General features: G+C 73.2%; 10 protein-coding genes. 4 read left to right on the forward strand and 6 right to left on the reverse strand.

The features are described 5' to 3' along the window. Positions 1–153: 153 nt before the first annotated feature. The 5 genes from K7472_RS15665 to K7472_RS15685 form a co-directional block, all read right to left on the reverse strand. Entirely contained in the window at positions 154–1,467 is a 1,314-nt protein-coding gene (locus K7472_RS15665; protein ID WP_222978362.1) for an extracellular solute-binding protein, read from the reverse strand. Between the two features lie 110 nt (positions 1,468–1,577). Next, a complete protein-coding gene (locus K7472_RS15670; protein ID WP_222978364.1) occupies positions 1,578–2,438 on the reverse strand; it encodes a carbohydrate ABC transporter permease in 861 nt (286 codons plus the stop codon). 689 nt (positions 2,439–3,127) lie between these two features. Beyond that, complete coding sequence (gene paaK, locus K7472_RS15675; protein ID WP_222978375.1) at positions 3,128–4,492, reverse strand: phenylacetate--CoA ligase PaaK; 1,365 nt, start codon at positions 4,490–4,492, stop codon at positions 3,128–3,130. Further along, complete coding sequence (gene paaI / locus K7472_RS15680) at positions 4,489–4,911, reverse strand: hydroxyphenylacetyl-CoA thioesterase PaaI (RefSeq protein WP_222978376.1); 423 nt, start codon at positions 4,909–4,911, stop codon at positions 4,489–4,491. The genes paaK and paaI overlap by 4 nt, the downstream gene beginning before the upstream one ends. A gap of 274 nt (positions 4,912–5,185) precedes the next feature. Further along, positions 5,186–5,635 (reverse strand): SPW repeat protein, encoded by a 450-nt coding sequence (locus K7472_RS15685; RefSeq protein WP_222978377.1) that lies wholly within the window; start codon positions 5,633–5,635, stop codon positions 5,186–5,188. Between the two features lie 267 nt (positions 5,636–5,902). Between K7472_RS15685 and K7472_RS15690 the strand changes: the two genes are divergently transcribed. Continuing rightward, positions 5,903–6,217, forward strand: a complete 315-nt coding sequence (locus tag K7472_RS15690) for a putative quinol monooxygenase (RefSeq protein WP_109450518.1) — start codon at positions 5,903–5,905, stop codon at positions 6,215–6,217. Between the two features lie 46 nt (positions 6,218–6,263). Here the strand turns inward: K7472_RS15690 and K7472_RS15695 are convergent, their stop codons facing one another. After that, complete coding sequence (locus K7472_RS15695; protein WP_222978378.1) at positions 6,264–7,364, reverse strand: hypothetical protein; 1,101 nt, start codon at positions 7,362–7,364, stop codon at positions 6,264–6,266. A 227-nt stretch (positions 7,365–7,591) separates the two neighbouring features. Here K7472_RS15695 and K7472_RS15700 point away from each other — a divergent pair, with 227 nt between their 5' ends. The 3 genes from K7472_RS15700 to K7472_RS15710 all read left to right on the forward strand — a co-directional run bounded on the left by K7472_RS15700 (position 7,592) and on the right by K7472_RS15710 (position 12,552). Beyond that, positions 7,592–9,490, forward strand: coding sequence for a hypothetical protein (locus K7472_RS15700; protein WP_308013931.1), 1,899 nt, complete (start codon positions 7,592–7,594; stop codon positions 9,488–9,490). A gap of 170 nt (positions 9,491–9,660) precedes the next feature. Continuing rightward, entirely contained in the window at positions 9,661–11,340 is a 1,680-nt protein-coding gene (locus K7472_RS15705; RefSeq protein WP_222978380.1) for a glycoside hydrolase family 13 protein, read from the forward strand. Between the two features lie 300 nt (positions 11,341–11,640). Further along, positions 11,641–12,552 (forward strand): phosphatase PAP2 family protein, encoded by a 912-nt coding sequence (locus K7472_RS15710; RefSeq protein WP_222978381.1) that lies wholly within the window; start codon positions 11,641–11,643, stop codon positions 12,550–12,552. Positions 12,553–12,592 lie beyond the last annotated feature (40 nt).

Here is a 12,592-nt window from a genome sequence, read left to right on the forward strand (position 1 = left end):
AGCGGACAGGGCGGGGGGCGCGGGAGGCTCGGACGGCGCGCGGGGCGCGGACGGCGCGCGGGGCGCGGACGGCGCGGGCCGTGCTCGGGCCGGGGCGCCCGGCGGCGCGCGCGGTGGGCGCGCCGCCGCCGGATCCGCCGTTCGCCGGGGTCGTCATCCCGCCGCCTTCGCGGCCTGCGCGGTGCGCTGCGCGTCGGCCAGCGCGCTCGCCGGGTCCGCGCCCTTGTCCACCACGTCCTGGATCGCGACGGCCAGCGCGCCCTCCGACTTCTCGATCCAGCCGTACGGCGGCTCGGACTTGGCGTACTGCAACGCGCTCACGGCGCCGGTCACCCACGGGTTCTTGGACACGTACGCGGACATGTCCGGCAGCGCCTTCGCGGTGACGGGCAGGTAGCCGGTGCCCGCGGCCCACGTCGCCTGCTGGGCGGGCTCGGTGAGGTACTGCATGTACTTCCACGCGGCGTTCTGCTGCGCCTTCGACGCGCTCGCGAACATCGTCAGGTCGGTGCCGGTGAGGATGTTGGCCTTGCCCGCGGGGCCGGCCGGCAGGTCCTGGGTGCCCAGGGCGAACTTGCCGCCGACCGCCTGGCCCTCGTAGTAGTAGCCCGCGCTGGTGGACACGTCGAACGCGCCCTTCTTCGCGGCGAGCGCGGTCTCCCCCGGGTAGTCGGTGCCCAGCGCCAGCGCGCCGGACTTCTTCAGGCCCGCGAGGTAGCCGAGTGCCTTGACCATGGTCGGGGCGGTGAACTGCGGCGAGCCGTCCTTGGCGAACGGCGCCCCGCCGTACGCGTAGTCGAGCGTCTCCAGCCAGGTGGTGCCCGCGCCGGGGCCGGACGCGGTGCCCGGGTCGACGGATATCGCGGTGACACCGCCGCCGGAGACCTTCTGCGCGACGGTGGCGAACTGGTCCCACGTCGTCGGGTACGACAGCCCCTTGGCCTTCAGCAGCGCCGGGTTGTCGAACATCACCTCGACGCTCTTGTTGAACGGCCACAGCCACAGCTTGCCGTCCGGCAGGTACAGCTCGTTCTTCACGCCCGCGTAGAAGCCGGACAGCTGCGCGGGGGTGGAGCTGCCCGCGAAGGAACTGACCGGCAGGATCACCTGGCTCTTGGCGAACGTGGCGGCCCAGTCGGGGTAGACCTGCCCGATGGTGGGCGCGTTCCCGGCGGAGACGGCGGCGGTCTCCTTCGCGTAGAGCGTCGCGTAGTCCGGCTCGACCTCCAGCTTCACCTTGATCTTGGGGTTGGCCTTCTCGAAGGCGCTGGTGAGCTGTTCCAAGGTGGTCTTCTGGGTGCTGGCGGCCATCGTCTCCATGAACGTGATGGTCGTGGTGCCGTCGGCGGAGGTGCCGCCCTGGCCGGAGGAACCGCAGCCGGCCACGGTGAACGTGGCGGCCAGCGCGGTCCCCGCGGCGAGCAACGTGGTGGTGGTACGGCGGCGACGTGAGGCGTGGGAGCGCATGGGTGGGCCTTTCTCACGGGGGACGTACGGAGGGTGGGCGTACGGCGAAGGGGTGGGCGCCGTACGGGGATCGGGGGTGCGCGCGGGTGGCATGGGGGCCGCCCGCGCGGTCAGGCCGCCGCGGCGATGCGGCTGGTGGTGCGGCGTTGCAGCAGCGTGAACCCGGCGATCACCACGAACAGCACCAGCGCCAGCGCGGCCCCGTAGCCGGTGTCGAAGAAGACGAACGCCTCCTGGTAGACGAGATAGCTCAAGGTGGTCGTGGCGTAGACCGGACCGCCCTGGCTCATCTCGTAGAACTGGGTGAACGCCTGCAACGACGTGATGCTGGTGATGATCACCACGAACGCGGTGACCGGGCGCAGTTGGGGCCAGGTGACGTGCCAGAACTCCTGCCAGGCGGTCGCGCCGTCGACGCGGGCCGCCTCGCCGAGTTCGGGTGAGATGACGGCGAGTCCGCCGAGGAACAGCACGACGGTGAAGCCGACTTCGTGCCACAGGCTGTAGACGATCACCGAGGGCATCGCCCAGGACGCCGACTGGAGCCACAGCGGCTGCGGCAGGTGCGCGGCTTTCAGCACGGCGTCCGCCAGGCCGAACTGCGGGTTGAAGATCCAGACCCAGGCGAGCGAGGTGGCCACCACGGGCGTCGCGTAGGGCGCGAAGATCGCCACCCGGGACGCGCTCATCAGCCGCCCGCCGCGTTGCAGCAGCAGCGCGAGCGCCAGCGACAGGGCGGTGCCGCCGATGACCGTGCCCGCGGTGAAGTAGAGCGAGTGCCAGGCGCCGGTCAGGAAGCTCGGGGTGCTGTGGCCGAGCAGGCTGCGGTAGTTGGCGAGCCCGATGTAGCGGGACATCGCCGCGTTGAGCGTGTTCCAGTGGAAGAAGCTGATGTAGAGGGTGTACGCGGTGGGGCCGATGGTGAACACGGCGAAGACGGCGAGCGCCGGGGCCGTGTAGAGCCACCCCATCGGACTCTCCCGCACACGACGGACGCGACGCACGCGACGCACGCGCTTGCCGCGGACCCAGGGGCTCGGGCGGTCGGGACTGACGGCGACGTCGGCGGAGGTCCGGCTGCTCGCGGCGTCGGGGTGTTCGGACGCGTCGGCGGGGTCGGGGTGGGCGGAGCCTTCGGCAGGACCCGTGGCCTCGGCGCGTTCGGCTCCGGCCGCTCCGGCCGCTCCGTCCTCGCCGGGAGCCCCGCCCCGGCGGGCCTGCGCCGAAGCCTTCCCGGGGGGCACGGCCGCGCGGCCGTGCCCCCTCCGTTCCGGGGGCGTTGACGCTCCGGATCCGGTCGTCGTCGCTTCCTGTGACATGCCTGGACACTCCACACGCTGGGCTGCGCTCGCGGACGACCGCGCCTCGTGGCGGTCGCGAGTAGCTAAACGCGCGTAGATATCAGCGAGGCAACCATCCAGCTAACATTCCATGACGCGCTGGAAATTCGGTGGACTCATATGAAATCCTGAAAGGCTGCCCAACTCCCGCCCTTCTGGCGGCAGTCGGGGGCATGGCGGAAAGCGACGGACCGCGCTGGTCGGCACCGGCTCGGCGCGCGGCCCCATGCGGGCCACCCAACTGCGAACCACTGCGGGCCGCTGCGGGCCACCCAACTTCCGCATGACTAAGCGGACTTGGTCTGCCCGACCGTGAACGCCTAAGCCTGCGTCCTCAGATCGACGATGCGGCGGATCTTGCCGACCGAACGCTCCAGGGACTCCGGGTCCTCCACGACGACCTCCACGCTCACCCCGACGCCGTCCTTGACCGCCCTGGCTATCTCGCGTGCCGCGTCCGCACGCCGGTCCGCGGCGCAGCCGGGCCGCGCCTCGACGCGTACGGTCAGGTGGTCCAGCCGGCCGTGCCGGATCAGCCGGAGCTGGAAGTGCGGGGCGACCCCGGGGGTGCGCAGCACGATCTCCTCGATCTGGCTGGGGAAGACGTTGACACCGCGCAGGATGATCATGTCGTCGCTGCGGCCGGTGACCTTCTCCATCCGGCGGAACGCGGGCCGCGCCGTGCCGGGCAGCAGCCGTGTCAGATCACGGGTGCGGTAGCGGATGACGGGCATCGCCTCCTTGGTGAGCGTGGTGAGCACCAGCTCGCCGGAGTCGCCGTCCGCCAGCACCTGGTCCGTCACCGGGTCGACCACCTCGGGCAGGAAGTGGTCCTCCCAGATGTGCAGGCCGTCCTTGGTCTCCACGCACTCCTGGGCGACGCCCGGGCCCATCACCTCGGACAGCCCGTAGATGTCGACCGCGTGCAGGCCGACACGGTCCTCCAGTTCGCGCCGCATCCGCTCGGTCCACGGCTCGGCGCCGAAGATGCCGACGCGCAGCGAACTGTCGCGCGGGTCCACGCCCTGGCGCTCGAACTCGTCCAGCAGCGTGAGCATGTAGGAGGGCGTGACCATGATGATCTCGGGCTCGAAGTCCCGGATGAGCTGCACCTGGCGCGCGGTCATGCCGCCGGAGGCCGGGATGACCGTGCAACCCGCGCGCTCGGCGCCGTAGTGCGCGCCGAGGCCGCCGGTGAACAGGCCGTATCCGTAGGCGACATGGACCTTGTGGCCGGGGCGCCCGCCCGCCGCGCGGATGCTGCGGGCCACCAGGTCGGCCCAGCGCGACAGGTCGCCGTCGGTGTAGCCGACGACGGTGGGGCGGCCGGTGGTGCCGGAGGACGCGTGGATGCGGCGGACGTCGGCCATCGGCACGGCGAAGGTGCCGAACGGGTAGTGGTCGCGCAGGTCCGCCTTGGTGGTGAACGGGAAGCGGGCCAGGTCCTCCGGCGTCCGCAGGTCGTCGGGCGTGACCCCTGCGGCGTCGAACTTGCGCCGGTACATCTCCACGTTGTCGTACGCGTGGCGCAACGTGGCCCGCAGGCGCTCCCGTTGGAGGGCGCGCAGCTCGTCGCGGGTGAGGCGCTCGCCGTCGTCGAGCAGGTCGGCGGGGAGGGGGTCGCCGAGCGGCCGGGGCGCGGGGGCGTCCTCGGGGGCCGCGGTCGTCGGTCCGGTGCTGGTCATCGTGGTTCGCCACCCCTGATCGCACGGCTGCGGCCGCGGAACTCGGCGATCACCTCGTCGCCGCGTGTCACGCTCACGTCGTAGATGCCGCTGCGGCCGGACCGGGTGCGCTCCCGGGCGGTGGCCAGCAGCTCGTCGCCGAGTCTCGCGGGGGCGACGAAGTCGATGTCCGCGGCGGCGGCCACGGTGACCGGGCCGTGGCTGTTGCAGGCGCAGGCGAAGGCGGTGTCCGCGAGGAGGAAGAGGTAGCCGCCGTGGGCGATGCCGTGCCCGTTGACCATGGCGGGGCCTATGGTCATGCGCAGCGTGGCCTCGCCGGCCGCCGCGGTCAGCAGCTCGATCCCCAGCCCGCGCGACGCCTCGTCGGCGTCGAACATCGCCCTGACGGGCCCGGCTTCGGGGTCCACGGCTCGCGTCATGCGTCTCACCACCCTCGCGCAGCGTGCACGGCACACCGACCGACCATTCGGTCTGCCTTCGCGAGATCAAGTAATCCAGCCCCGCGAGCGGCTGTCAAGGCCTGTGGACAACGCGGGTGAGCCACCCCGGAGGGGCACGACCCCAGAACGCGCCGACCGCGCGCCGCCCCCGGACATGCGTCGCCCCCGAACGCGCCGGACGGGCACCACCCCCCGGACGTGCGCCGCCCGCGCACCCCAGTCGCATGTGCGCGGGCGGGCGGTTCGGGGGCGGTCAGGTGCCGGTCGTGCGGCTGTTGCGCATCACCGTCACCGCGGCGGCCATGCCCAGCAGGCAGATGACCGCGCCGATCACCACGTTGTTCCAGATGATCCCCTTGTCCGGGAACCTGGTGACCGTCCACGGCGAGATGATCAGCCAGACCCCCATCGCGGCGGTCGCCCAGCTCAGCCCTCGCATGCGATCGGGCGCCATGCTCAGGCCGACGCCGATCAGGGCCACCGCGAGGCCGATGACGAGGTTGTTGATCATGAGGTCGGGACGGGAGCTGGAGAAGTGGACCGTCCACGCCGATATGGCGCAGTACAGACCGGCCAGGACCACCAGCCCGTCGACGGCCACCTCACCCCGGCTGCTGACCACGCGGGCATACCGTTCCCGCATCTCCGACACGTCGGGATGGCTCGTGATGTCACCTGCGTGGTGCGAGACGTCGCCGGCCATACGACTCATCTCCTTCACATGCGCACTTGGTTGACCGCGTCACGGGGGACGCGGGGCCGCACCACCATTGTGCGCTTATCCGGTCATTACGGGAATAGCTGTATTCTCCCGTTTTTCCCGGCGCACGCCGGAGCGTGCGGGCTCAATTGGCGCGCCGAAGGGGAAAGAGGGCGCCACTACCCGCGACGTGGGGCGGGATCGGCCGTAACGTCCTGGTGTGGGAGGCAGCCAGCGCCGCGCACGGCCGAAGCCGAAGAGGGGCTCTCGATGATCGTCGAGTACATCCGCTACCGCATACCGGACCACGAGCGCCGCATCGCCTTCGAGAAGGCGTGCGACGCGGCGGCCGAACAGCTCGACCTGGCACCGCAGTGCCTCGGCTACGAGCTGACGCGCGGCGTCGAGGAACCGGACCGCTACACGTTGCGCGTCGGGTGGGCGTCGGTGGAGGACCACGAGCAGGGCTTCAGGGGCGGCCCGTACTTCCGCGCGTACCTGGCGGAACTGCGCCCGTACCTCGGCGACATCGAGGACGTGGGCCAGTACGAGCCCACCTCCGTACTCTCCCGCAGACGTTTCTGAGACATCGGCCCCGGCACCACGCCCACCGCGGCCGGTCGGGCACGGCTCACTCCGCCCGCACCGTCAACTGCCGCCCGTCCCTCGGGAACAGGCGGGAGGCGGCTCGGGGTTCGTCCTCGGCGGCGTAGCCCAGGTCGTAGGCGGCGAAGGGGACGCCCGCCGCCCGGGCCACCCTGGCGACCGCCTGCCAGTCGTCCAGGACGCGGCTCACCGTGCCCAGACGGCGGCCGTCGGCGTCGAGGAACAGGACCTCCGTGTCGCGTCCCCGCCAGTGGTAGGGCGTCGGGGTGCGGGTGGCGACCGCGTTGTGCTGCTCGTCGTACCAGACGACCTCGGCGACCGGCCGGGGCAGCGGCTCGCCCGGCAGCACGTCGTCGCGCGGCGCGACCGGCAGGCGCACCGGATCGTGGCCCTGGTGGTGGAGCGTCAACGTCGCGCCGTTCCAGCGCAGTTCGACGCCTCGGGAGGTGGAGTCGCGACTCAGCCGCACCGAGACCGGGATGAGGCTCGGGCCCCGGCGGCCGTCGTCCTCGCCGAGCGGTTCCGGTCGGCCCACCGCGCCCCGGTCGGGATCGAACGGCACCGGGCGCGGGTAACGGCCGGGGGACGCCAGGGCCTCGGCGGCGCGGGCGCGGCGCACCGCGTGCCGCAGCGGCGCCGGCCACAGCCGCCACACCAGCGGGTCCAGCAGCCCGGGCAGCGGCGACAGGCACAGCAGCCACACACCGGTGGTCCCGGCGTGTGACGCGTAACGGCTGTACTGCTCCCAGACGGTGAGCGGGACGTCGGAGTCCGCCTTCCAGGTGCAGTACGCGTTCGTCAGCAGCGCGAGGCAGGCGCCGAGCAGCAGCAGCGCCGACAGCCGCCAGCACACCCTGCGGTGCCTGCGCCGGAAGCGCAGCACGTCGGGCAGGCCGCGTTCCGGCGCTCGCCACAGCGACAGGGTGAGCGCCAGCCACCAGACGGGCAGCGCCGCCGCGAGCCAGAGGTTGGCGATGTCGGCGTCGAGGCTCTCGTCGGTGCCGGGGGCGAAGACCACCGCGCCGACCACCACGAGCACGATCCTGGGCAGCACGCGCAGCAGCCGCTTCCAGCCCCGACGCGACGCCATGACGGTCACGGCCGTCGCCTGCTTCGAACCCGGCATCCGCCCCTCCCCCGTGGTACCGCACCGGACACGGTCGCGCCCGGGACGCCGGTGAGTATGGCAGCGGGACCCGTGTCCCGGCCCAAGGGGGCGCGTCCTCACGTGCTTCCGCGCGCCCCCGGCCGTTGTCCGGCGCGGGGTGACCATCGCATGAACCACTCGTTTGACGCGGTGTGGACACGCAAGCGACCTCTGCCCCCGCAGCCGACGTGACCTCGCTTCCGCCAGTGGAGGTGGACGACGCCGAGGCGGCGCTCGTCGAGCACTATCCGCGCCTGGTGCGGATCGCGTACCTGACGCTGTCCGCGCGGCTCGGACGGCACCGTCGTGTCCTGCTCGCCCACCGCGTAGCCCAGCGTTCCCTGCCGCGCGGGCGGCGGGTGCCCGAGGTGGTGGAGGCGGGCACCGACCCGGCGTACGCGGTCGTCCGGCTGGCGACGCTGCGCGGCGCGCTGGCCCGCGCGGACCGGGTCGACGGCTGGCGCCGGTGGGCCCGTTCGGCGGGCAACGCCGTGCCGGTGCCGCCACGGGTGATCGGGCTGCGGCTGTTTCCCAGGGCGGGCGGCTCGGAGGAACTGGCGCTGGACCGCGCGCTGGCCAGGCTGGACGCGCCCGCCCGCGCCGCGTTCGCGCTGCGCGGCGTCGAGGGGCTGGACGAGGAGAGCACCGCGCGGCTGCTGGCGTCGGCCGGGGTGGCGGCGCCCAGGAGGGCGGTGCGCGACGCGGCGATGTCCGGGGTGAACGCCTCGCTGCTGGTCTCCGGCGAGTTCGACCCCTGCGTGCTCCAGGCCCGGCCCACCGATCTGGTGCGCAGGCGGCAGCACGTGCGCGCGGGCGTCGGGGCCGCGCTGGCGGTGGTGGTCGCCGCCGCGCTGCTCGGGGTGCCGGGGAGCGACGGGGGCACGGAGGCCTCCGGCCCGCCCGGCTCCGCGCAGGCCGCCCTGGCGCAGGCGCTGGATCCGGCCTCGCTGCTGCGCGCCGACGCGACCGCCTGGCAGCGCGCCGACCGCCTGGACTTCGCCTCCTGGCCCGCGCGCGGCGACCGCACCGGCGACCAGGCGCTGCTCGGCCGCGCGCTCTCCGCCTGGGGGCGGCCCGGCGCCTCGGTGCACGTCTCGGCGACCGCCGGCACCCCGAGCACGCCGCCGGCCGCCCCGCCCCGGCTGCTGTTCGCAGGCGACGTGGACGGCGCCGCGATCGTGCTGCTCTACGACGGGGTGCGCCTGGTGCGGTACGCGGAGCCGCTGGACGGCGGCAGCGGTACGGCGCTGGACTTCGCCCGGGTGGACGGCGCGCTGGGGGCGTCCGCGTCGGCGGTGGTGCTCGCCCGTTCCGACGGCAACGCCAGCTATCTGACCGCCCCTTGGATCTCCGGGGTCTCCCTGCGCGATCTGCTGTCCCCCTCGGCCGCCCCTCAGGCGATCCACCGTGCCGCCGACGGCGTGACGGACCCGGTGCCCTCGGCGCAGGCGGCGACCGACGCCAACTGCGGCACGGCGGGCGCCACTTGGCCCGCGATCCGGCTCACCCCGAGGGCCGGGGTGCCGGGACTCGCGCCGTTCGTCCTCACCGACCTCGGCGACCTCGCCCCCGCCCACCTCACGTACGCCACGGGTCGCGGCGCGGTGCCCGCCGAGGCGACGAGCGCCGACGCGACGGCCGCCTGGGCGCACTCCGCGTGCCGTCTGGCCTCGGTGCGCGGTGAGGGCGTCCGTACGGTGAACACCTGGGCCTTCGCCGACCAGCCGTTGCCGGACGGCGCGGGCACCGCGCAGTGGCTGTGCACCCGCGCCGACGACTGGTCGGGCGACGACCACGTCCTCGTGCAGTTCCTGCCGCCGGGCTCGGCGCCGGACACCCCCGCCGCGGTCTCGGCGAGCGCCCGGTCCACCGCCGCGTGCGGCCCGCTCCAGCCCGGCGTGCTGTCGGGCGTGCTGTGGAAGGCGCGCGACGGGCGCTGGTACCTGCTGGGCGCGGGCAGCCCCGAGGTCGCCTCGCTCACCGCGACCGGCGGTCCGCGCTCCACCTCGCCGACCCGTACCCTGGTCGTTCCGGCCCGGCAGACCACCCAAGCGGAGCTCACCGGGCGGCTGACGACGGGCGGCACGCTCGACGCGCTGAAGTGACGCCCGGCGCGCCGCGGTGAGGCACAGCCCGCCGGCGCGACGGGCGACGACGCCCACGGGCCGCGCCACGTCCCCGGTGACGCGGCCGCCCGCCTTCGTACTGCCACGCCACGGACCGCCCGGACACGACAGCCGCGGCGGCCACGACGGACCACGACGGACAGGACGACATGACCGGTCACCACCTCGCCCACGTCCCCTCCCCCGCCGACCAGGAACGCGATGCCGCGCGACGCGCCGACTGGTGGCGGGACGCGGTGATCTACCAGGTCTATCCGCGCAGCTTCGCCGACTCCGACGGCGACGGCATGGGCGACCTGCCCGGCGTGCGCGACCGGCTGCCCTACCTGCGGCGGCTGGGTGTCGACGCGGTGTGGCTCTCGCCGTTCTACGCCTCGCCGCAGGCCGACGCGGGCTACGACGTGGCGGACTACCGCGCGGTGGACCCGATGTTCGGCACCCTCGCCGACGCGGACGAGCTGATCCGCGAGGCGCACGCGCTGGGGCTGCGGGTGATCGTGGACCTGGTGCCGAACCACTGCTCCGACCGGCACGAGTGGTTCCGCCGGGCGCTCGCCGAGGGCCCGGGGTCTCCGATGCGTGAGCGGTTCCACTTCCGGCCGGGCAAGGGCGCCGGGGGCGAACTGCCGCCCAACGACTGGGAGTCGCTCTTCGGCGGCCCGGCGTGGACCCGGGTGACCGAACCGGACGGCTCGGCGGGCGAGTGGTACCTGCACCTGTTCGCCGCCGAGCAGCCCGACTTCGACTGGGAGCACGAGGCGGTGCGCGAGGAGTTCCGTTCCGTCCTGCGCTTCTGGCTCGATCTGGGTGTGGACGGCTTCCGCGTCGACGTGGCGCACGGCCTGGTGAAGGCGGCCGGCCTGCCCGACATCGGGCACAGCGAGCAGCTGAAGCTGCTGGGCACCAAGCCGCTGCCGTTCTTCGACCAGGACGGGGTGCACGAGATCTACCGCGACTGGCGGCGGATCCTCGACGGTTACGAGGGCGAGCGGATCGCCGTCGCCGAGGCGTGGACGCCGACCGTCGAGCGCAGCGCCCTGTACCTGCGCCCGGACGAGCTGCACCAGGCGTTCAACTTCGCCTATCTGACCACCGATTGGGACGCGACCGCGCTGCGCGAGGTGATCGACCACTCGCTCGGGGCGATGGCCGAGGTGGGGGCGCCCGCGACGTGGGTGCTGTCCAACCACGACGTCGTACGGCACCCCACCCGGCTCGGCGGCGGCGACCCGGCACTGGGCCTGCGGAGGGCGCGGGCGGCGACCCTGCTGATGCTGGCGCTGCCGGGGTCGGCCTACCTCTACCAGGGCGAGGAGCTGGGACTGCCCGAGGTCACCGAGCTGCCGGACGAGGCGCGGCAGGACCCGGCGTTCTTCCGCGGCGCGGGCCAGGACGGCCTGCGGGACGGCTGCCGAGTGCCGCTGCCGTGGTCCGGCGAGCGGCCCCCGTACGGTTTCGGGCCGAGGCCGGGCGGGCCGAGCTGGCTGCCGCAGCCGGAGGGCTGGGTGAAGCTCACGGTGGCCGCGCAGAGCGGCGACCCGGATTCCACGCTGGAGTTCTACCGGGCGGCGCTGGCGCACCGGCGAGCCCACCCGGCGCTCGGCGCGGGCTCGTCGGTGACCTGGCTGGACGCCCCCGCGGGGGTGCTGGCCTTCCGCAGGGACGCGACGGACGGCTCGTTCGTCTGCGCGGTCAACGTGACGGGGGCGCCGCTGCGGGTGCCCTCGTACGGGAAGGTGCTGCTGGCCAGCGCGTACCTGGAGGAGGCGGGGGACGCCGGGGAGGGGTTCGTGCTCCCGGCGGACACCACGGTGTGGTGGTCCGTCTGAGAGGGTGGCCGGCCTGAGGGGGTGGCCTGCCTGAGGGGCGGTCGGCCTGAGGCGGGCCGTCGGCCTGGGAGGGCCGCCGATTCACCCGTTCAGCGGTACCGCTGAACTCTGCGGCCACACTCGTCTCCCGGCTGCCGTGAAGGGGCGTCCGAGGACGGCCGGGGCGCTCCCGGCCCGTCACCACCGTGCCGCGGCCTCGCCGATCCCGACCTCGAGCCGGCCTGGAGGAGTACTCGGGATGTCGAAGACCCGACCGGGGGATGATCGGGGCGGCGGGGCCATCTGGCAGACTGTTCTCCTATGGGGGAACCGACGAAGATCCTGGAAGGCCGCACGACCGTCCCTCCGCGTTCGTCCGGTTCCATCGACGTCGATGGAACCGATCAGACCGAGCGTGAGGGCAGCCGCGCCGGGCAGGGACGTGTCTTCGTCTCCTGGGTCCGCAGGCCGCGCAGACCGCGCCTGTGGTTCGAGATCCTCCTGATCGGCGTCAGCTACTGGGTCTACTCCCTGGTCCGCAACGCCGTTCCCGAGCAGGCCGCCGCCGCGATGCGCCACGCGCACCAGGTGTGGAACCTGGAGACCCACCTCGGCATCAACGTCGAGGACAGCATCAACCACGCGATGAACTCGGTGACGTGGCTGATCGTGGGGATGAACTACTACTACGCCACCTTGCACTTCATCATGACGATAGGTGTGCTGGTCTGGCTGTTCCGCAAGCATCCCGGCCGGTACGCGTCGGCCCGCCTCACCATCTTCGTCACCACCGGATTCGCCCTGGTCGGCTTCTACTTCTTCCCGCTGGCCCCGCCGCGGCTGATGACCGGCGGCGACTTCGTCGACACCGTCGCCGTCCACCACACGTGGGGCTCGATGGCGTCGGGCGACTTGTCCCACGTGTCCAACCAGTACGCGGCGATGCCGTCGATGCACATCGGCTGGTCACTGTGGTGCGGCATCACCATCGCGATGCTGGCGAAGCCGCTGTGGGCGAAGGTGCTCGGCCTGTTGTACCCGGTGGCCACCCTGGTCGTGATCATCTCCACCGCCAACCATTTCTGGCTGGACGCCTGTGGCGGCGTCGTCTGCCTCGCGGTCGGCTTCGGGGTCTCCTACCTGGTCTACGGGAGGCTGACCTACCGGCTGCCCCAGCAGGTGCCGCAGGGCGACGAACCCCGGCGCGAGCGACGGGCCAAGGCAGCCGCGTAAGCCCTCGCCGCGCCTCGGCAGGCAGGTCGCCACGCCTCCT

This window comes from Streptantibioticus parmotrematis (genome assembly GCF_019890615.1).
GTDB lineage: Bacteria > Actinomycetota > Actinomycetes > Streptomycetales > Streptomycetaceae > Streptantibioticus_D > Streptantibioticus_D parmotrematis.

What these genes read in the sequence shown, in the direction of transcription:
- K7472_RS15665 (WP_222978362.1), bottom strand. Translation starts at nt 1,467, where the DNA reads ATGCGCTCCCACGCCTCACGTCGCCGCCGTACCACCACCACGTTGCTC.
- K7472_RS15670 (WP_222978364.1), bottom strand. Translation starts at nt 2,438, where the DNA reads ATGGGGTGGCTCTACACGGCCCCGGCGCTCGCCGTCTTCGCCGTGTTC.
- paaK (WP_222978375.1), bottom strand. Translation starts at nt 4,492, where the DNA reads ATGACCAGCACCGGACCGACGACCGCGGCCCCCGAGGACGCCCCCGCG.
- paaI (WP_222978376.1), bottom strand. Translation starts at nt 4,911, where the DNA reads ATGACGCGAGCCGTGGACCCCGAAGCCGGGCCCGTCAGGGCGATGTTC.
- K7472_RS15685 (WP_222978377.1), bottom strand. Translation starts at nt 5,635, where the DNA reads ATGGCCGGCGACGTCTCGCACCACGCAGGTGACATCACGAGCCATCCC.
- K7472_RS15690 (WP_109450518.1), top strand. Translation starts at nt 5,903, where the DNA reads ATGATCGTCGAGTACATCCGCTACCGCATACCGGACCACGAGCGCCGC.
- K7472_RS15695 (WP_222978378.1), bottom strand. Translation starts at nt 7,364, where the DNA reads ATGCCGGGTTCGAAGCAGGCGACGGCCGTGACCGTCATGGCGTCGCGT.
- K7472_RS15705 (WP_222978380.1), top strand. Translation starts at nt 9,661, where the DNA reads ATGACCGGTCACCACCTCGCCCACGTCCCCTCCCCCGCCGACCAGGAA.
- K7472_RS15710 (WP_222978381.1), top strand. Translation starts at nt 11,641, where the DNA reads ATGGGGGAACCGACGAAGATCCTGGAAGGCCGCACGACCGTCCCTCCG.